The sequence below is a fragment of the Bacillus cereus group sp. Bc031 genome (genome assembly GCF_027716265.1).
In the GTDB taxonomy this organism is placed as follows: domain Bacteria; phylum Bacillota; class Bacilli; order Bacillales; family Bacillaceae_G; genus Bacillus_A; species Bacillus_A paranthracis.
Genome location: NZ_JAQFUL010000002.1, coordinates 100084 through 121401, shown reverse-complemented (window position 1 = coordinate 121401; position 21318 = coordinate 100084). Strand labels below are relative to the sequence as shown.

Sequence of the window (21318 nt, the reverse complement as noted above, 5' to 3'; positions counted from 1 at the left end):
ATTGTAAATCTTCTTATTGCATTTCTAGTTTGTTCGTTATATTATTTACTTGTGTTCTTGTTAAAGAACAAAGGTGAATATTGCATACTTCAAATAATATAAAACAACGGAGAGGAAGAGAAACGATGAAATTAATTTGGAAGGTGATTAGCAACGTTATCTCATTTGTTTTATTTGCATTGATGATTTGCTTAGCATTTGTAGTTATTTCTTCAAAAGCGAGCGGTGGGGATCCAACGGTGATGGGATATCAATTTAAATCAGTTTTATCAGGATCGATGGAACCAACATTTTTAACGGGATCAATCATTGCGATAGAGCCGACGAAAGATGGCTCTAAATATCAAAAAGGTGATGTGATTACCTTTAAAGAGAAAGATGAAAAAATTATCACTCACCGTATTATCGGTGTGAAAGATACAAATGGAAAAGTAACGTATGAAACAAAAGGGGATAACAACAACGGCCCAGATTTAGAACCAGTACGTGCAGAGAATGTAATTGGGAAATATGCGGATATTACAGTTCCTTATGTAGGGTATGCATTAAATTATGCTAGTTCAAAAGCTGGAGCGGCTTTGCTTCTTATTATTCCAGGAGTCTTTTTACTAGGATATTCCGCTATTACTATTTTTAGTGCGATTCGTAGCATTGACGGCGAAAAGAAAGGGAAAAAAGTAGAACAATCCGTCTAATTCATTTGGTTATACTTTCCGTTTAGGAAGTTAACAAATATATAGATTAAGGGGATATGGACATGACTTTAAAGAAAAAATTAGGTATGGGTATCGCATCAGCAGTGTTAGGGGCAGCATTAGTTGGTGGAGGAACATTTGCATTTTTCAGTGATAAAGAAGTGTCAAACAATACATTTGCGGCTGGTACGCTTGATTTATCATTAAATCCATCAACAGTTGTTAATGTATCGAATTTAAAACCTGGCGATACAATTGAAAAGGAATTTAAACTAGAAAATAAAGGCTCTTTAGATATTAAAAAGGTTTTATTACAAACAGAATATAAAGTAGAAGATACAAAGAAAGATAATAAAGATGATTTCGGTAAACATATTGAAGTAACATTCTTAAAAAATGTAGATAAACATGAGACTATTGTGAAGAAAACCACATTAGATAAATTGAAGAAGGATACACTTACAGCGGTTGATAACGATTTATCAGCTTGGTTCTGGGATGAAAAAGGTATTTCTGCAGGTAAATCTGATAAATTCAAAGTGAAATTTGAATTCGTTGATAATAAAAAAGATCAAAACGAATTCCAAGGCGATAAGGTACAATTAACTTGGACGTTTGATGCACAACAAACAGAAGGGGAAGCAAAATAATATGAAAAAGGGCTATCGAATGGATAGTCCTTTTTCTATTTTTCTAGTATATAGCTATCATTTTGTATCGTTCTTTATTATAATAAAAGTAACGTTCTATATAGAGAACATCTTGTTCGATAGGAGAGATTAAGATGCTGAAAACACCTCGGAAATTAAAAAAGATGCTTATATTGCCTTGTATGTGCTCTATTACGTTTTATTTAGGATCTCAAATTATGACGTATACAGAAGCTGCATTTATTCATGAAACGAAAGTGGAAGCCGCTCTTTCTACAGCGATTATATTTCCAAAAACAGTTGATACGTTAAAAGAGGAAGCTGAGAAACACAAACAGTTTATTGAGCATGAGTATGGAGAAATGAAGGGGAAGTTGGCAGTAACTTCTATAGAAGAAATTGAACAGGCAATTGTAGTGTGGCAACAAGGACGTGAGAAAATTGCTTCTGAGGAGGAAGCGCTACAAAATGTATATATTGAAATAGAAACTCCTTATAATCAAATACAAGAAGAATTAAAAGTGAATAAAAGTGAATCGATTCAACAAGTGGCCGTATATGTGAATGAAGGTTTTCACAGTATAAAAGAGAAGCGCGATTATATTATGAAAGAAGCTAGTTTGCAAGCGATTGATGAACAAATTCAGATTCTTCACCAACAATTAAATGATGCGATAGAGGCAGAAGTTCAAATGAAGGCAGAAGAATCGAAGAAAGCAGAAGAGGAGAAGAAAGCAGAAGAACAGAAGAAAGCAGAAGAATCGAAGAAAGCAGAAGAACAGAAGAAAGCAGAAGAACAGAAGAAAGCAGAAGAACAGAAGAAAGTAGAAGAACAGAAACAAGTAGAGACAGCTAAAAATCTTGAGCAAGGAACTCATGAAAAGCATAAGTAATCATTAGAATAAACGGACTCCAGTTATGGGGAAAATGATGTAAATGAGTGTGAGGGAGTATTTTCCCTCGCACTTATTCCGTTTCTTAAAATATATGTATACAAATTCAGAAAAATCAAAATAATATTGAGAAATAAAAATAACTGAAAATATTAATAAATATTTGTTGTATTTATATAGGTTTGTTCGTTATAATGAACATAAGGTTTTTAAAAAAAGAACAAATATTAGCTAATGCTAATGTAGTTTTAGTTACATCTCTTATTTTAAATAAGAGATAGCAATAAAAATATAAAAAAACAGCTAGGGGGAATTGATTGTGAGTCTGAAAAAGAAATTAGGTATGGGAGTTGCATCAGCAGCATTGGGGTTATCTTTAATTGGTGGAGGAACATTCGCATACTTTAGCGATAAAGAAGTATCGAACAATACATTTGCAGCTGGGACGTTAGATCTTACATTAGACCCTACAACGCTTGTGAATATTGAAAATTTAAAACCAGGGGATTCTGTTAAGAAAGAGTTCTTATTAAAGAATAGCGGTTCATTAACAATTAAAGACGTTAAACTAGCGACAAAGTATACTGTGAAAGATGCAAAGGGCGATAATGCTGGTGAAGACTTTGGTAAGCACGTTAAAGTGAAATTCCTTTGGAACTGGGATAAACAAAGTGAGCCTGTATATGAAACAACTTTAGCAGACTTACAAAAAACTGATCCAGATCTTTTAGCTAAAGACATCTTTGCTCCTGAGTGGGGAGAAAAGGGTGGATTAGAAGCTGGTACAGAGGATTATTTATGGGTACAATTTGAATTTGTAGATGATGGAAAAGACCAAAATATCTTCCAAGGTGATTCATTGAATTTAGAATGGACGTTCAATGCTAACCAAGAAGCTGGAGAAGAAAAATAATAAAAAAGCGGGTATCCCCCGCTTTTTTTTATAAAGAAAAAAGAAGTGCCGATTGTAAGCACTTCTTTCTATTTATTATTTTTGATCTTGCTTCCATTTTGTAAATTCAAGAAATTCACGAAACTGTTCTTTGGAGACGCCGGAGTTCATTGCATCTTTAACGAGTTGTGTCCATTCGGAGTCTAAGTGATTTTCCTTTGTTGTTTCATCATGAAGTAGAGTATCAACTGGAATTTGTAGAACTGCTGCAATTTTTTCAAGAAACTGAATGGAAGGGTTTTTTTGTAAATTTCGTTCTATAGAACTAATGTAAGATTTAGCAACGCCAGCTTTTTCGGCAAGTTCAGTTAATGAAATACCTTTTTGTAAACGCAGGCGTTTTATACGTTCTCCAATCATATTTGCGCACCTTTCTATCAATATGTCGTCGTCTTATGATGTCATTATTATAACATAAACTTCGCTAAAAAGAACAAACCTATTGAGCCTGAGTGGCCGGCTTCATACGTTGGAAAAAATGTTCGATATCTTGCAAGGCGATACCAGCGTCTAGAGCTTCAAGTATTAAATCAATCCATTCTTGATCCAATGCGTCAGTCTTATCTTTGTACAAATGTAATTCCTCCCTAATTATCGGTCATAACTGCTGCTACAGAATACGTGATAATACAATCAGATTTTGTATTTATGTAGTGAATTATCAAATATTTTGTAGATAAAACAAAGATAAAATCCCCATTAAATTCCCTCTATGGCGATTATAAAGTTTCTGACAAATATTTTCAATATTTTCAGAAAACATTGTTGAATTGTGATATATTCGTATGCTAACTATGAAATTTTTACAAATATATTAAAAACATTACATAATATGACTAAATATTGAAAAAATATTGAATTTTTAATAAAATTCAATTTGTAATACATATTATTTATTAGGGGAGGAAATAAGGGATGAACAAGAAACCGTTCAAAGTTTTATCATCGATCGCTTTGACAGCTGTATTAGGTCTTTCATTCGGAGCAGGTGGTCAGTCTGCATATGCTGAAACACCTGTTAATAAGACAGCTACGAGCCCAGTTGATGATCATTTAATTCCGGAAGAACGTTTAGCAGATGCGCTAAAAAAACGCGGGGTAATTGATTCGAAGGCTTCAGAGACAGAAACAAAGAAAGCTGTCGAAAAATACGTAGAGAACAAAAAGGGTGAAAATCCTGGGAAAGAAGTATCAAATGGGGATCCACTTACGAAAGAAGCATCTGACTTTATAAAGAAAGTGAAAGATGCGAAAGCAGATACGAAAGAAAAGTTAGACAAACCTGCAACAGGAACACCAGCAGCGACAGGACCAGTTAAAGGTGGTCTAAATGGTAAAGTACCAACATCTCCAGCAAAGGGAAAAGAATATAACGGTGATGTTCGTAAAGATAAAGTACTCGTTTTACTTGTAGAGTACGCTGACTTTAAACATAACAATATCGATAAAGAACCTGGTTATATGTATTCGGAAGACTTTAACAAAGAACATTATGAAAAAATGTTATTCGGTAATGAGCCATTCACATTAGATGACGGAAGTAAAATCGAAACGTTTAAACAATATTATGAAGAGCAATCTGGCGGTAGTTATACAGTAGACGGAACAGTTACAAAATGGTTAACAGTTCCTGGTAAAGCTGCTGATTACGGTGCAGATGCTGCGAGCGGTGGTCATGATAATAAAGGGCCAAAAGGACCTCGTGATTTAGTAAAAGATGCATTAAAAGCAGCTGTAGATAGCGGCATTGATTTATCAGAGTTTGACCAGTTCGATCAATACGATGTAAATGGTGATGGAAATCAAAATCAACCGGACGGTTTAATCGATCACTTAATGATTATTCATGCGGGTGTTGGACAAGAAGCAGGTGGTGGTAAATTAGGTGATGATGCAATCTGGTCACATCGCTGGACTGTTGGACCAAAGCCATTCCCAATTGAAGGCACGCAAGCAAAAGTTCCATATTGGGGCGGAAAGATTGCAGCATTTGACTACACAATTGAACCAGAAGATGGAGCGGTTGGTGTATTCGCACATGAATATGGTCATGATTTAGGCCTTCCGGATGAGTACGATACACAATATAGCGGTCAAGGTGAGCCAATTGAAGCTTGGTCTGTTATGAGTGGCGGAAGCTGGGCTGGTAAAATTGCAGGAACAACGCCAACGAGTTTCTCACCGCAAAATAAAGAGTTTTTCCAAAAAACAATCGGTGGTAACTGGGCAAATATCGTAGAAGTAGATTACGAGAAATTAAATAAAGGTATCGGTTTAGCGACATATTTAGACCAAAGTGTTACGAAATCTAACCGCCCAGGTATGATTCGTGTTAACTTACCTGATAAAGATGTAAAAACAATTGATCCTGCATTTGGAAAACAGTATTACTACAGCACAAAAGGTGACGATCTTCATACGAAGATGGAAACACCACTGTTCGATTTAACGAATGCAACTACTGCAAAATTTGATTTCAAATCATTATATGAAATCGAAGCAGAGTATGACTTCCTTGAAGTACATGCTGTAACAGAAGATGGTCAACAAACGTTAATTGAAAGACTTGGTGAGAAAGCTAATAGTGGAAATGCAGATTCGACAAATGGAAAATGGATTGATAAATCATATGATTTAAGCCAATTCAAAGGTAAGAAAGTAAAATTAACATTTGATTACATTACTGATGGTGGTTTAGCATTAAATGGATTTGCGCTTGATAATGCTTCATTAACAGTAGATGGTAAAGTAGTATTCTCTGATGATGCAGAAGGGACACCACAATTAAAATTAGACGGCTTCGTTGTATCTAACGGAACTGAGAAGAAAAAACATAACTATTATGTAGAGTGGAGAAACTATGCTGGTGCAGATAACGCATTGAAATTTGCACGCGGTCCAGTATTTAACACTGGTATGGTTGTATGGTATGCGGATTCAGCTTACACAGATAACTGGGTTGGCGTACATCCAGGACACGGTTTCCTTGGCGTAGTTGATTCTCACCCAGAAGCAATTGTAGGAACTTTAAATGGTAAACCGACAGTTAAGAGTAGTACACGATTCCAAATTGCTGATGCGGCGTTCTCATTCGACAAAACACCAGCTTGGAAAGTTGTATCTCCAACGCGTGGAACATTTACGTATGATGGCTTAGCGGGTGTACCGAAGTTTGATGATTCAAAAACATATATTAATCAACAGATTCCAGATGCAGGACGTATTTTACCGAATCTTGGCCTGAAGTTTGAAGTAGTAGGACAAGCTGATGATAATTCTGCAGGTGCTGTTCGTTTATATCGTTAATACAGTAAAACTACCGAGAGATTTTCTTTCGGTAGTTTTTTTGTGAGCAATGAATTTTATATACAAAAAGAAATTATATATAATGTAACTTTACGAATAGAAATTTATTATATATGAAGTCTATATAAATAATGAAAGAATTGGATAAAAATAGTGGGAGAAGGTGAATGAATGAGTGTTTCTTCTATTGTAAATAAACAAAAGGAATATTTTTATAATGGCCATACGAGAAGTGTAGAAGTGAGAAAGAATAATTTGAAGAAGCTTTATGAAGGCATTCAGCGTTTTGAAGAAGAAATATTTCAGGCGTTAAAATTAGATTTAAATAAGTCAGTTCATGAGTCATTTACAACGGAAGTGGGATATGTATTAAAAGAAATCTCTTTTCAATTGAAGCATATTTCATCGTGGAGTAAACCGAAGCGTGTTCGAACAGCGCTCACTCATTTTGGATCAAAGGGGAAAGTAGTGCCTGAACCGTACGGTGTGATACTTATTATTGCACCGTGGAACTATCCGTTTCAATTAGCAATTGCACCGCTTGTAGGAGCTCTAGCAGCTGGAAATACAATCGTTTTAAAACCGTCGGAGTTAACGCCAAACGTTTCCAAAGTGATTACAAGGATGTTAGAGGATTTATTCCAAGAAGAGCTTGTAGCGGTAGTAGAAGGCGGCGTTGAAGAGAGTACAGCTTTGCTGAAAGAACCATTTGATTATATTTTCTTCACAGGTAGTGTGGGCGTTGGGAAAGTTGTCATGGAAGCAGCAGCAAAACAGTTGACGCCGCTTACGTTAGAACTTGGCGGGAAAAGTCCATGTATTGTACATAAAGATGCGAAAGTAGATGTAACGGCAAGAAGGATTGTGTGGGGAAAGTTTTTAAATGCAGGGCAAACGTGTGTAGCGCCTGATTATATGTATGTGCATGCTTCCGTGAAAGAACAGTTAATTGAAGCGTTGCGACATGAAATTGAGGAGCAGTATGGAAAAGAGCCACTGCACAATGATAATTATGTAAGAATTGTGAGTGAGCGTCATTTTGAACGTTTATGTACGTTTTTGAAAGATGGGAAAACTGTAATTGGCGGGAACTATAAAAAAGAGACTTTACATATAGAACCAACAGTGTTAACTAATGTTACATGGAAAAGTTCCGTTATGGAAGATGAAATTTTTGGTCCGATTTTACCAATCATAGAGTATGACAATATAGAAGATGTAATTGGCACAATCCAGCAACATCCGAAGCCGTTAGCGTTATATGTATTTTCTGAAGATAAAGAGGTACAAAAGAAAGTGACGAGTAATATTTCATATGGCGGAGGCTGTATTAATGATGTCGTCTATCATCTTGCAACGCCATATTTACCTTTTGGTGGCGTTGGAAGTAGTGGATTAGGGAGTTATCATGGGGAAGAAAGTTTTCGGACTTTTTCACATTATAAAAGCATTTTAGCCCAATCTACGGCATTCGATATGAAAATTCGCTACTCTTCTACAAAAAGTGCTTTAAAATTCATACGAAAGTTGTTAAAATGATGATGGTGTTTATCAGTAGGCGTAGCCGTATGATAAAAGCCCCTTCGCAATGGAAGGGGTTTTTCTGTTCGACATTATGTATCATGCGAAAATGAATCAAACATACTACATAAAGAATAGAAGTGAACGCTTGCTAAATAACCATTTTTGTTTGGATCGAAACAAAAAATAGTCTATAGAACATAAATATGTATTCATGAATATAAAAATTTAAATTTGAGGTAGATAGGACGGGAAAATGAAAAAGATTATTAAAGTTGAAGCAGTAGAAAAACATTTTGGAAATCAAGTGATTATCCCACCGCTTTCTTTAGATATTAAAGAAGGGGAATTTTTAACGATTTTAGGGCCGAGTGGTTGCGGGAAAACGACGTTACTTCGTATGATCGCAGGGTTTGAAACGCCAACTAAAGGGAATCTTTTGTTAGATGATGAAAAGATTAACGATTTACCACCATATAAGCGTCATATGAACTTAGTGTTTCAACACTATGCGTTATTCCCACATATGAATGTGGAGAAAAATATTTGTTTCGGTATGAAAATGCAGAAAGTATCGGCAGCAGAGCAGAAAGAGCGTGCTGAAGAGGCAATGCGTTTAACGCAGTTACTTGAGTTCCGTAATCGTAAACCTGCAAAGCTTTCTGGTGGACAGCAGCAGCGTGTAGCAATTGCGAGAGCGATTGTAAATAACCCGCGTGTATTATTACTAGACGAGCCACTTGGAGCATTAGACTTTAAGTTAAGAAAAGACTTGCAACGTGAATTGAAAAACTTACAACGTAATTTAGGAATTACGTTCATATACGTAACGCACGACCAAGAAGAAGCGATGAGCATGAGTGATCGTATCGTTGTTATGAATAAAGGCCATATTGAACAAATCGGAACGCCGAAAGAAATTTATAATAAGCCGAAAACGTTGTTCGTTGCGACATTTATCGGTGAAAATAATATTGTGAAAAACGGGGAAGGCTATGTAGCAATTCGCCCTGAAAATGTAAAAGTGCGTTCGGTTGAAGAGCAGATTTTAAAAGAATACCACCTTGGACATATTGAAGACATTGAGTTTGTTGGAAATATGGAAAAGCTTTATGTACGTGATGAGAAAACATCAGAATTACTAATGGCATATCAAACTGCTGAAGAAGCAGCGCAGTGGAGCATTGGAGATAATGTATACGTAGGCTGGGAGCAAGAGGACGAGGTGACCTTAAATTGAAAAAAGGGAAATTACTCGCACTACCTACAGTCGCGTGGCTGTTAATATTCTTCCTAATTCCCCTTCTGTTTGTATTGGCATTTGCCTTCATGCAGCGCGGAGCATATGGGACAGTGGAAATGCAATTTACATTAGAGAACATAGCACGTGTATTTGACCCATTATATATGGGGACGTTATGGGAAACAGTGAAAATTGCGGTTATTACGACAGTAATATGTTTACTGATCGGTTATCCATTTGCATATACAATTACAATTGTTGATCGTAAATATCGTTCCATTCTTTTATTATTGGCAACGATCCCGTTTTGGATTAACTTCCTTGTTCGTTCTTACGCATGGATTGTTATTTTACGTTCACAAGGTCTTGTAAACACATTGCTATTGAAGCTAGGTATTATTAGTGAGCCTTTAAATTTACTATATAATACACCTTCTGTAATACTCGGAATGGTATATTCTTTATTACCATTTATGATTTTACCAGTGTATGCAGCGATTGAGCAGCTTGATAAGCGTAAGCTAGAAGCAGCTTATGATTTAGGAGCAACACCAGTAAAAGCATTTTGGAATGTTACAGTACCAATGACGATGTCAGGGATTGCTACCGGTTCTATTTTAGTGTTTGTTTCTTCTATCGGAATGTTTGTTGTATCAGACGTTATGGGTGGATCGAAAGTAGCATTAATCGGAAACGTAATTCAAAATCAATTCTTAGGAGCGCGTGATTGGCCGTTTGGATCTGCGTTATCTATGATTGTTGTTCTATTCTCTGTTCTGTTAATTTACTTATATTATCGTGCAACGAAAGTATATAAATATGATGGGAACGGAGGGGAATAGGCAAAAATGAAGAAGTTTTTAGTTTCTTATTCTTGGTTAATTTTATTGTTCTTGTATTTTCCAATGATGGTTTTAATGGTATATTCCTTCAATGATTCTCGCATTAATGCGGAATGGGAAGGGTTCACATTCCATTGGTATACAGATTTATTTCAAAAACAAGATGTTATTGATGCATTTGTAAATAGTATGACGATTGCGATCGTAACGACGATTGTAACGACTGTTCTTGGTGTGATTTTCGCAATTGCATTACATCGTTATAAATATCGTTATGAAGGGGCCATTAACGGTCTTGTGTATTTACCAATTTTAATTCCTGATATTTTAATGGGATTATCTTTACTTATTTTATTTAGTCAATTAGGTATGGAGCTTGGTAAAACAACAATTATTATTGCACACATTACTTTTAGCATTTCATTTGTTGTCGTTATTTTAGCAGCACGTCTTTCTGGTATGGGACGTGATTTAGAAGAGGCTGCGAATGATTTAGGAGCAACGCCGTGGCAAACATTTCGTTTTGTAACGTTCCCAGCGATTGCACCTGGAGTTATTTCGGCTGCATTATTAACATTCACATTATCAATTGATGATTTTGTAATTAGTTTCTTCGTATCAGGACCAGGATCAACAACATTGCCATTATACATTTACAGTATGGTTAAGCGCGGAGTATCACCAGAAATTAATGCACTTTCTACAATTTTAATTGTGGCTATCGTAGGATTAATGGTTCTATCTGAAATCTTCCGTAACAAAGGTGCAGATGGTGAAGAAAACTCTGGAGGACACCTTCCTTTATAATACGAACGATATAGAAAGTACGAGGAGGTAATAAAACCGATGAAATTAATGAAAAGATTAGCCGGCGCAGCAATTAGCTTTAGCCTTGTTGCTGGTGTACTTGCTGGTTGTGGTGAAAAAAAAGAAGAGTTAAACATTTATAGCTGGGCTGACAATTTTGATGAGCAAGTGCTAAGAGATTTTGAAAAGAAATATAACGTGAAAATTAACTATGATAAGTATGCAAGTAATGAAGAAATGCTTGCGAAATTACAAGCAGGTGGCGCTAAGTATGATTTAATTCAGCCGTCGGATTATATGGTTAAAACGATGGCGAAAATGGATTTATTAGCGCCGTTAGATAAAAAGAATATCCCAAATATCGAAAACATGGTTTCTAATTTCAAAACACCTGCGTTTGATCCAGAGAATAAATATTCTTTAGTATATACTTGGGGCGTAACAGGTATTGCATACAATAAAAAGTATGTGAAGGAAGCACCTACAAGCTGGGCTGACTTATGGAATGAGAAATATAAAGGGCATGTAACTTTATTAAATGATTCTCGTGAAGTGTTAGGAATGGGTCTTAAGAAGCATGGATTCTCAAACAGCACGAAAGACGATGCACAGTTAAAGACAGCAGCAACTGATTTACAGAAGCTACTTCCAAACTTATTAGCATTTGATACAGATAATATTAAACAAAAATTCATTACAGAAGATGCTTGGATCGGAACAGTTTGGTCTGGGGATGCAGCATTTATCGCAAAAGATAATAAAGATGTAGAGTACGTTGTACCAAAAGAAGGCGGCACAATTTGGGCTGATACGTTAGCAATTCCAAAAGGTGCAAAAAACAAAGAGCTTGCAGAGAAGTTTATGAACTACTTATTAGATGAAAAAGTAAGTGTGAAAAACTACGAGTCAATTGGATACAGTAATCCAAATGAAAAAGCTCACCCTCTTCATAGTAAAGAATATCGTGATAACCACATGATCTTCTTAACGAAAGAAGAATTAGATCGTACAGAATGGCTTGTTGATGTAGACGATAAGCTAAAAGACTACGACCGTTACTGGACAGAGTTAAAAACAAAAGGTAAATAAGTAAGAAAATGCGGTTTCTACAGTAGAAATCGCATTTTTTCATAGTAGGAGGAAATCGTTTGAAGAAGTTGCATCAATATGAGGTAATGTGTATCGGTTTATTATTTGCTGTATTTGGCATTGTTGCTTGGCGAGTACATGCTGGCGGCGTTACAGTGATGGATACATATGTCCGAGGGGTAGTAAAAGGGTTACAAACAGAAAGTTCGCTTACATTTTTCTCACACTATACAAAATTAGGTTCTGCCATTGGGATTGTAACTGTGCTTATTATAAGTTTACTTGTTTTTTGGAGAAAACGTTATTATGCTGCGATGATTGTATATCCAATGGGCATTTTAACAACACATCTTGTGAATAAAGGGATAAAAGAAATTATGAAAAGGGATCGTCCGTCGTTAAATGAAACGTTGGATGCGCTTGGATATAGTTTCCCTAGTGGGCATGCAATGTTATCTATTATGACATTTGGATTTCTTACTTATATCATTGTGGCAAATTTGAAGAGTGTGACCGGAAAATATGTGATAACGCTTTTCATGGGAATAGTAATCGTATCGATTGGATTAAGTAGAGTTATTTTAAATGTACATTATCCAACTGATATTTTAGCAGGTTATTGCGTAGGTGGTATTTTGTTAATTATGGCGATTTATTGCCATCGTTTACTTACCGAGAGATTGGGACTTAATAAAGAGAGATAAAAAGACGTCTGGAAAAACTATCATTATAGTGTTTCCAGACGTTTTTTGTTTGCATGAAGATGTGATACATTATAAGTAACAATTGAATGATGTAAAGTAGGTGAAAATGTGTGAAAACAAATGTACATAAAGTAGATAAGTGGGGAAAATTAGGAGCTTTTTTGTATCAGTTTCGTTATACAGTAATAGTAGCATTACTATTGGTTGCGATAGCGCTCGGTATTTTCGCTCCAAAGCTACCGGGAGTATTAGGTGGTGACGGTTTCCAAACAGAAGGGGACTATCAAAAAACGAAAGAAATTTTAGATAAAGATTTTAAGAGGTCTCAAGATACGCTCCTACTCGTTTTTGAAAAAAATAAAGGTGTTTCACATGAGGAATTTAAAAAGCAGTTAGAGGAAATTGTAAAGAATGTTCAAGAGAAAGAGACATATGAATCTTTCCATCATCCAGTGCAAAATAAAGAAATGTTACAAGATGATATCGGCTATGCGACAATTTTATTTTCCGGGAAAACCAATAAAGAACGAATGGAAAAGACATTACAATTTGCTGATAAAATTGAAAAGGAAAGTAATACAGCATTAAAAGTAACACCTACAGGGTTTCCGAAAATTAATAAAGAGATTAATGAAAGAACGCAAAATGATTTAAAAGTGGCAGAGGTGATTGGGTTACCAATTGCATTTCTCGTATTACTATTTTCATTCGGTAGCCTTTTGGCATCTATTTTACCAATTGTAAATGGGGCACTTAGTGTTATTAGTACGATGGGCATATTATATTTTATAGGTAGTGATAAGGAACTATCTATCTTTGTGCTAAATGTTGCACCGATGATCGGACTTGCGTTATCTATTGATTTTGCGCTATTATTTGTAAATCGTTTTCGAGAGGAAGTTGCAAAGCGAACGGTAAAAGAAGCAATAGCAATTACATATCAGACAGCAGGGCGGGCAATCGTATTTTCAGGATTATGTGTATTCGTTGGCCTATCCGGTTTGTTTTTCTTTAAAATCGATTATATTCAGTCTGTCGCAATTAGTGGAATGATTGTTGTGATTATGAGTATTGTATTCTCGCTCACACTTCTTCCAGCGTTATTATCATTAATTGGTAAACGAATATTAAAAAAGAATCAAGTAGCACATACGCCGGCAAAGGCATGGCGTACATTTGCACAATTTGTAATGAAACATCCAATTGCGATGATTATTGTTGTTACAACATTTATTGTGATTTGTTTATTACCATTACGTACAGCTAATTTACAGTTCCCTGACGTAGAAGCTTTACCTAAACAAAGTGATACAAGAATTGCATATGAGAAGTACGAAGAGGCATTTAATAAAACTGCAAAAACACATGCTGATGTTACGTTAGTGGTAGAGACGAAAAAAGATATGAAAGAAAAAGAAAGTTTACAAAAGGTAGAAGAAGTCGTTCAAAAGTTAAAAGATGATAAGAAAGTATATGAAGTAAGAAGTTTATACGACAGTTTAAATGGAATGAAATCAGAGCAAGTTGCGGGGATGTTACAGTCGCCAGAAGCTGCTAAAATAGCTCCGGTATTTGAATCGTATACGAAAGGAAATAAGACAACAATCGAAGTCTTTTTACATACAAAACCACGTACAGAAATTGCGAAACAGTGGGTGCGTGATTTTAAACAAAATTATAAAGAAACGAACGTTACATATTATCTAGGCGGAATGACGACGTTCCAACAAGAGTTAGAAGATGAAATTAAAGATAAAGTTGCAATTGGTATGTCTGTTATATTTGGATCGACTTTTGTTATATTATTATTTGCATTTCGATCTATACTCATTCCAATTAAGGCGATTATTATGAATATACTTAGTTTAAGCGCAACAATTGGAATTGTTGTTTGGTTATTCGAAGGTGGTCATTTTGGTTTAGAAGCAAGTCCAGTTCTATTTGTTTTACCAATCTTCATTTTCGGCCTCGTCTTTGGGCTTAGCATGGATTATGAAGTCTTTCTTATTTCGCGTATCCATGAACTGTATGAAGAAACAGGGGATAACGATCAGGCGACGTTAGAAGGACTTGTTTCAACAAGTAGAATTATTACATCAGCTGCATTAATTATGATTGTTGTAACTGGTGCGTTTGCTTTTACTGATATTTTACCAGTACGACAAATGGGGCTTGGCGTTGCATTAGCGATATTTCTTGATGCAACAATTATTCGTCTTATGCTCGTACCAAGTTTAATGAAATTGTTTGGAGACTGGAACTGGTGGTTACCATTTCGAAAGAAAAAAGAAAAATCATCGTAAAAAATACTCATCTTATAGATGAGTATTTTTTTATGAATAGCAAGACCTACATTTTGCAAATAGTATGTGATAAGAACATTACATATAAGTAGGTGAAGGCAATGTTTCGTTATTTTAAATTTAAGCTAAATGATACAGTACAGTTTGCAGAAAACGATGGGCATATGTATCGCATTGTCGGTTATCGGTTAGAAAAAGGATTTTATCCAAAAGATGAATGGACTCATATTATTTATGAATTGCTTAGAGATTTTGATGGGTATACGATGGATGCGGAAGAAGAGGAACTTGTAAAGGTCATTCAAGTAGAGGATGAGTATTACAAAATACAAGAAGTATCGGGCTATCGTTATCCGGTAAAAATGAAGCAAAAACAACAAGTGATGAAAGTAGAAAAGATGGATGACTTATTAGATACGTATAACGATTATAAGAGGTTGGCGGATTTCTTTAAAGATTTATCATATGAACAAAAAGCGGAAGAAGTGTTGCAGGAAATGAGAAGGCGTAGAGCATGAGGGGCAGTCTATTATAAGACTGTCCTCTATTTTTGACGGTGCATCAAAGTGTATTTTCCGTTACAATGAGAGAATCAATAGAAATAAGGTGATACAGTATGGAAACGAAGAAGAAGGGCGAATGGTGCGAAATGACTGTGCCAGCGAAATGGAATGGTATAAGCATTGAGTCGTTATTAAAAATAGAATGGGAAATACCGAAAAAGTTGTTACATCAGCTTCGTATGGAAAAAGGTGTTACCGTTAATGGGGAACAGAGAAGATGGAATGAGCTTTTAAAAGAAGGCGATAAGTTGCAAGTTCATATGTTTATGGAGGAAGAATACGATGTAGAGCCTGAATATGGTGAATTACATGTAGTATATGAAGACGATCATGTACTCATTGTAAATAAGCCTGAGAAGATGGATACGCATCCTTCTGAAAAAGGCGGGATGGGAACACTTGCAAACCTTGTTGCCTTTCATTTTCAAATGCAAGGTTTAGAGACGAAGGTTCGTCATATTCATCGGTTAGATAAAGATACGACAGGTGGTGTCGTGTTTGCGAAGCATAGAATTGCTGGTGCAATTATGGATCGTTTATTAATGGAACGAAAAATTAAAAGAACATATGCAGCTCTTGTAGAAGGCAAGGTGAAAAAAAAGCAAGGAACAATTGATGCGGCTATCGGAAGAGATCGCCATCATGCGACGAGACGACGTGTTTCTCCAAAGGGAGATCAAGCAATTACATATTATAAAGTAGAGAAGTATTTTAGAAAACAAAATGTTACGCTTGTAACGTTACAATTAGAAACTGGTAGAACCCATCAAATTCGTGTTCATATGAGCTATAATGGTAATCCGTTAGTTGGGGATGTTTTATATGGTGGAGGAACGAAATATATGTCTAGGCAAGCGTTACATGCGATGAAGATAAACTTTTTACATCCAATTACGAAAGAAGAGATTGAAGTGGATGTACCATTTCCTACAAAATTAAATGACACAATGAAAGAATTTCAAAGAGTAAATGCGTAAAGTGTAAGTTTAAAGTTGAGAAAAGTAGATTTTTGCAGGAATTTCTCTAAAAGAAGCGAAGCCGTTAAGAGAAAAGAGGGGTGAGAATCACTTGATCAAATATAAATATATACTAGGAATATTTTTCGCTTGTCTTTTAGTTACTCTATGTCTCTATCCATATTTACAAGAGCATATGGCGGTACATTGGGATGTAAATGGTCGGCCAAACGAGTTTATGAGTAAACAAGTTGTTATAGCACTTATTCCTTGTCTTATTATTTTCTTACATGGATTGATGTATATTATTTCACATAATATATATAAGTTTAATGAAGACGAGCATGTCATTATAAGTGGATTTCTAAAGACGATTACTTTATTTATGTTGTTTATCCATATGCTCATTCTCTTTATTAATTTTGGAAGCATGATATCCTTTCAAACAGGACTAACAATAGGGATTAGTATGTTTCTTTTTATGCTTAGTAAGGCGTTTAAAAAAGTTCAGAGTACGGAAAAAGACCCAATCAAATTAAAAAAGATCCGTTTAGTGAGTAGACGGATTTTTCAAGTGATGGCATGTAGTATATTGTTTTCATTGTTTTTGAACTTGAAATGGGGATTTTATGTGTTACTTAGCGTAATAAGTGGTGGTTCTATTTTGTTTATGTTCTACGCTTTATACTCATACATAATAGAAAGTTATGAAACGTAAAAAAGAGTCTTCTCATTATGAGAAGACTCTTTTAATCTATTTACTTCGTAATAAATTGTTGTGTCCAGTAGTTGCCGCTTTCTACATAGCCAACACCGATGTGAGTGAATCCATTATTTAAGATGTTTGCACGGTGTCCAGCACTGTTCATCCAAGCTTGTACTACTTCTTCAGGTGTACGTTGGCCTTGGGCGATGTTTTCACCTGCAGATGTATAAGAAATACCAAATTTCTTCATCATGTCAAACGGAGACCCGTATGTAGGGCTGTTATGATCAAAGTAGTTATTTTTTTGCATATCTTCAGATTTAATGCGTGCTACTTTGCTTAATTCAGTGTCGATTTTTAAAGCTGGTAAACCTTGTTTTGCACGCTCAGCGTTTGTTAATTCAACAACACGTTGTTCGAACTCGCTTAAAGATTTTGCTTCTTCAGCAGGCTTTTGCCCAGCTGGTTTTTGTTCAGCCGGTTTTTGCGTATTATTGTTTTCAGCAGGCTTTTGAGCTTCTGGTTTTTGAACTTCTTCAGCAGGCTTTTGCTCGGCAGGTTTTTGCTCAGCAGGCTTTTGAGTTTCTGGCTTAGCTGTCGGTTGCTCAGTTACAACATTTTCAGTAGGTTGTTGACCAGGAATAATGCAATTTGGTTGGAAGTTTCCTTGTTGCCATTGTGCTAATGACTCAACGCCCATAGATTGTAAGAATGCTTGTAATTCTTGTTGGCTCATTTGCTTCATCATCACTTTTGAATGCTGAATATTTTGAACCTTTATGTTAGATGGTTGTACTGTTGCAGCTTGTGCATCTAGAGAAGATACTCCTAAAGTAAGAGCCGTTGCAGCAGCTACAGATAATAAAACACGCTTTTTCATGATGTGTGTCCCCCTATATAAAGTTTTAATTTGTTTTCACACGATTTGTTTTTGACAGCCTGTCTGACTGACAAATTCATCGTAGCATAGATTTTGTGAGAAAAAAGATGGAAAAAAATTCATAGACTTAAAATTTACCTAATTTATCCTAAGAGGGGAAAAGGGGAAAAATAAGAGAAACATAGAGTATAAAAGGAATTTTCAGCATTTTTATACTTGGTTATAAGACGCGTTTTTTGGATAAATGTACCTATATTGAAAATGAAGAATCCTATTGTATCAATGGTTTGAGCGTTTTTTTGAGGAATATACTGGATTGATTTTTACAAAACTGTAATGTTTCTGTTGTTCTTTTTTATAATAAAGTAACATATTTTTAATGTTGTAGCGGACAAAAAAGCGGCTATCTCATTACATAGACGAAGGAGATAGCCGTTTTCCTATTATTACGTATGTTACGAGTTATTACGAGTTGGTTTCAATTGCTTCTAATAATAAATCAACGATGTGAATTCCTCTCATTTTATGAGAAAGACCTTCTCGTTCAATGCCTAATTTCATTTGTAATAAACAACCTGGATTTGCAGTAACAATGGTTGCTGCTTCTGTTTCATGCACACGGTCCATTTTGTAATCTAGAAATTCCATAGATAGTTCTGAATGAACAATGTTATAAATACCAGCAGAACCACAGCAGCGATCTGCATCTTTCATTTCGCGGTATGTTGCGCCTTGAATTGCTTCTAGTAACATACGAGGTTCTGAAGATGTTCGCATAACATTGCGTAAGTGACAAGAGTCTTGATACGTAATAACTTGCGGCGTGACTCGTAAGTCATTACGTTTATGGAAATCTAGTTCTACTAGAATAGCAGTAATATCTTTAATTTTAGAAACGAACTGCTTTGCACGTTCAGCCCACTGTGGATCATCTTTTAACAAGTAATCGTAGTCTACGAGGTAAGCTCCGCAACCACCAGCATTCGTAATAATATAGTTGATGTTTAAATCTTCGAATGCTTTTATATTGCGTTTTGCTAATTCCTTTGCCCCATTTTTCTCACCAGCATGTCCATGTAATGCCCCGCAGCAACTTTGTGTTTTCGGAATAACGATATCACAACCAGCTAACTGAAGTAGTTTCATCGTTGCGTTATTTGTTTCTAAAAACATTGTATCCATTAAACAACCTGTGAAGAATGCAACTTGTTTCTTCTTCGTACTTTCAGCAGGTAAAAATTCAGGGCGATCTTTCATTGCTTTCATTTTAGGGACCTTAGGCAAAACGAGATCCATTGTTGCAAGTGTTTCAGGGAATAACTTCATAATCCCTGTTTTATGTGTTAGCGTTTGTAAACCGGAACGTTGGTAAAATCCGATTAATCCTGTTAATGTTCTCATTCGATTTTGATGCGGGAAAAGTCCTTCAAAAACGACTTTACGAACAGCTCTCACTGGCATTGAAAACTTTTTGTTTTGATTTATAATATCACGAGCTTCTTCTAATAAATGTCCATAATTCACACCAGATGGACAAACAGGTTCACAAGCACGGCAGCCGAGGCAAACATTTAATGTGTTTTCAACATCTTCATCTGGCTCAATTAAGCCGTCAACGACCGCTTTCATTAATGCGATACGTCCACGCGGGGAATGTGATTCTTTATATCCAGATTGAATGTAAGTAGGGCAAGTTGGTAAGCAGAAACCGCATCGCATACAGTTTAGTAGTTCATCTTCACTTAATCGTTCTTTAAATTCCTTTTGAATGTTTTCTTTATTTAATGTTGTCATCGCTCAACCACCACTCTTTTACGAGTGTCCTTCGCGAACATCTTTCCTGGATTCATAATGTTATTTGGATCGAAGGCTTGTTTAATTCCTTGCATAGCAGCAATACCTTCTTTACCTAACTTCATTTCTAAATACGGAGCCTTCATCGCACCAACACCATGTTCACCAGTAATCGTGCCACCAAGTTCAATTGCTTTCGCAAATATTTCAGCAAAAGCTTGTTCAGCTCGGTGCATTTCTTCTTCGTTGCGAGCATCTGTCATACAAGTTGGGTGTAGGTTGCCATCGCCAGCATGGCCAAACGTACAAATAGGAATATTATATTTTTTGGCAATGGCATTAATAGCTTCAACCATCGGAGCAATCTGTGAGCGTGGTACCGTTGCATCTTCTAATATTGTAGTAGGTTTTAATCTTGCCAGTGCTGACAGTGCACTACGGCGAGCTGTTCGAAGCGCATCTGCTTCCGCTTCATCTTTTGCGACGCGAACATCAACTGCATTCATGGAACGACAAACGTTAGCCATTTTTTCAATATCTCGATTAACAACTTCAGGTGGACCGTCTTGTTCAATTAATAAAATTGCTTTTACGTCAGTTGGTAAACCGATTTGAGCAAACTCTTCTACTACTTCAATTGTCGGCTGGTCTAAAAACTCAAGTGTCGCTGGAATGATTTTATTTGCAATAATAGAAGAAACAGCACGTGCAGCTTCATTAATATCTTCATATAGTGCAAGCATCGTTTTCTTCGTTTCAGGCATAGGAACAAGTTTTAATATTGCTTCTGTTACGACGCCAAGTGTTCCTTCAGAACCGATAAATAAACGAGTTAAATCGTAACCAGCTACATCTTTTGCTAATTTACCACCAGTGCGAATCATATCACCATTTGGTAAGACAAGTTCAAGCCCCATCACATAATCACGTGTTACGCCATATTTTAATCCACGTAATCCACCCGAGTTTTCATTAATGTTACCGCCAATTGTAGAAATTTTCATTGAGCTTGGATCTGGTGGATAAAATAAACCTTTTTCTTCTACTGCTTTAATAATATCAAGCGTAATAACACCAGCTTGTACAGTAATTGTTAAATTTTCTTCATCAATTTCTAAAATGTTATTCATATGGCGGAAGATAAGGACGATACCGCCTTCAAGTGGACATGTCCCTGCGCAAAGATTTGTTCCAGACCCACGAACATATACAGGGATTTTGTGAGTGTTACATACTTTTAATACTTCAGCTACTTCATTTGTATTACGAGGAGCAATGACTGCATCAGGCATTGCTTGGAAGTTTGGAGTGGCATCATAACTATACGTTAAACGCCCCATATTGGATGTATCTACATTATCTTCGCCAACAATGGATACGAATGAATCAATAATTTGTTTTTCTAACATTGGAA

The 21318-nt window shown here is 35.8% G+C and carries 20 protein-coding genes; 15 read left to right on the top strand and 5 right to left on the bottom strand.

Going from position 1 to position 21318, the window contains the following annotated elements:
• The first annotated feature begins 125 nt into the window (after positions 1–125).
• The 4 genes from sipW (at position 126) to calY (ending at position 3151) form a co-directional block, all read left to right on the top strand.
• Entirely contained in the window at positions 126–695 is a 570-nt protein-coding gene (gene sipW / locus PDQ33_RS01650; protein WP_061131180.1) for a signal peptidase I SipW, read from the top strand.
• A 62-nt stretch (positions 696–757) separates the two neighbouring features.
• The gene (locus PDQ33_RS01645) at positions 758–1345 is read left to right on the top strand and encodes a TasA family protein (protein ID WP_061131181.1); all 588 of its coding nucleotides are present in this window, start codon (positions 758–760) and stop codon (positions 1343–1345) included.
• 134 nt (positions 1346–1479) lie between these two features.
• Positions 1480–2238, top strand: coding sequence for a DUF4047 domain-containing protein (locus PDQ33_RS01640; protein WP_229132656.1), 759 nt, complete (start codon positions 1480–1482; stop codon positions 2236–2238).
• Between the two features lie 319 nt (positions 2239–2557).
• Positions 2558–3151 (top strand): biofilm matrix protein CalY, encoded by a 594-nt coding sequence (gene calY / locus PDQ33_RS01635; RefSeq protein WP_061131183.1) that lies wholly within the window; start codon positions 2558–2560, stop codon positions 3149–3151.
• A gap of 75 nt (positions 3152–3226) precedes the next feature.
• Here calY and PDQ33_RS01630 read toward each other — a convergent pair whose 3' ends face one another.
• On the bottom strand, positions 3227–3550 hold the full coding sequence (locus tag PDQ33_RS01630; RefSeq protein WP_000578880.1) for a helix-turn-helix domain-containing protein: 324 nt from the start codon (positions 3548–3550) through the stop codon (positions 3227–3229).
• Positions 3551–3629: 79 nt separating this feature from the next.
• A complete protein-coding gene (locus PDQ33_RS01625; RefSeq protein WP_000276215.1) occupies positions 3630–3764 on the bottom strand; it encodes an anti-repressor SinI family protein in 135 nt (44 codons plus the stop codon).
• A gap of 341 nt (positions 3765–4105) precedes the next feature.
• Between PDQ33_RS01625 and inhA1 the strand changes: the two genes are divergently transcribed.
• The 11 genes from inhA1 to PDQ33_RS01570 all read left to right on the top strand — a co-directional run bounded on the left by inhA1 (position 4106) and on the right by PDQ33_RS01570 (position 17242).
• The gene (gene inhA1, locus PDQ33_RS01620) at positions 4106–6496 is read left to right on the top strand and encodes a M6 family metalloprotease immune inhibitor InhA1 (RefSeq protein ID WP_061131184.1); all 2391 of its coding nucleotides are present in this window, start codon (positions 4106–4108) and stop codon (positions 6494–6496) included.
• A gap of 171 nt (positions 6497–6667) precedes the next feature.
• A complete protein-coding gene (locus tag PDQ33_RS01615) occupies positions 6668–8035 on the top strand; it encodes an aldehyde dehydrogenase (RefSeq protein ID WP_061131185.1) in 1368 nt (455 codons plus the stop codon).
• 238 nt (positions 8036–8273) lie between these two features.
• Positions 8274–9257, top strand: coding sequence for a spermidine/putrescine ABC transporter ATP-binding protein PotA (gene potA, locus PDQ33_RS01610; RefSeq protein ID WP_061131186.1), 984 nt, complete (start codon positions 8274–8276; stop codon positions 9255–9257).
• A complete protein-coding gene (potB, locus tag PDQ33_RS01605; RefSeq protein WP_000715494.1) occupies positions 9254–10102 on the top strand; it encodes a spermidine/putrescine ABC transporter permease PotB in 849 nt (282 codons plus the stop codon). Before potA ends, potB begins: the two co-directional genes overlap by 4 nt.
• A gap of 6 nt (positions 10103–10108) precedes the next feature.
• Entirely contained in the window at positions 10109–10909 is an 801-nt protein-coding gene (gene potC, locus PDQ33_RS01600; RefSeq protein ID WP_000714198.1) for a spermidine/putrescine ABC transporter permease PotC, read from the top strand.
• A 39-nt stretch (positions 10910–10948) separates the two neighbouring features.
• Positions 10949–11998, top strand: coding sequence for a spermidine/putrescine ABC transporter substrate-binding protein PotD (potD, locus tag PDQ33_RS01595; protein ID WP_000772498.1), 1050 nt, complete (start codon positions 10949–10951; stop codon positions 11996–11998).
• Between the two features lie 86 nt (positions 11999–12084).
• A complete protein-coding gene (locus tag PDQ33_RS01590; RefSeq protein WP_002027288.1) occupies positions 12085–12702 on the top strand; it encodes a phosphatase PAP2 family protein in 618 nt (205 codons plus the stop codon).
• 110 nt (positions 12703–12812) lie between these two features.
• Entirely contained in the window at positions 12813–15005 is a 2193-nt protein-coding gene (locus tag PDQ33_RS01585; RefSeq protein ID WP_270754509.1) for an MMPL family transporter, read from the top strand.
• Positions 15006–15106: 101 nt separating this feature from the next.
• Positions 15107–15523, top strand: a complete 417-nt coding sequence (locus PDQ33_RS01580; protein ID WP_000490297.1) for a hypothetical protein — start codon at positions 15107–15109, stop codon at positions 15521–15523.
• A gap of 98 nt (positions 15524–15621) precedes the next feature.
• Complete coding sequence (locus tag PDQ33_RS01575) at positions 15622–16545, top strand: RluA family pseudouridine synthase (protein WP_000448363.1); 924 nt, start codon at positions 15622–15624, stop codon at positions 16543–16545.
• A gap of 91 nt (positions 16546–16636) precedes the next feature.
• Complete coding sequence (locus PDQ33_RS01570) at positions 16637–17242, top strand: DUF1648 domain-containing protein (protein ID WP_048557212.1); 606 nt, start codon at positions 16637–16639, stop codon at positions 17240–17242.
• 40 nt (positions 17243–17282) lie between these two features.
• Here PDQ33_RS01570 and PDQ33_RS01565 read toward each other — a convergent pair whose 3' ends face one another.
• The 3 genes from PDQ33_RS01565 to glcD form a co-directional block, all read right to left on the bottom strand.
• Positions 17283–18110 (bottom strand): CAP domain-containing protein, encoded by an 828-nt coding sequence (locus PDQ33_RS01565; protein WP_270754511.1) that lies wholly within the window; start codon positions 18108–18110, stop codon positions 17283–17285.
• A 465-nt stretch (positions 18111–18575) separates the two neighbouring features.
• Positions 18576–19904: a (Fe-S)-binding protein gene (locus PDQ33_RS01560; protein ID WP_270754513.1), complete on the bottom strand. Its 1329-nt coding sequence runs from the start codon at positions 19902–19904 to the stop codon at positions 18576–18578.
• A complete protein-coding gene (gene glcD / locus PDQ33_RS01555; protein WP_000890742.1) occupies positions 19901–21313 on the bottom strand; it encodes a glycolate oxidase subunit GlcD in 1413 nt (470 codons plus the stop codon). Before glcD ends, PDQ33_RS01560 begins: the two co-directional genes overlap by 4 nt.
• Between the last annotated feature and the right edge of the window lie 5 nt (positions 21314–21318).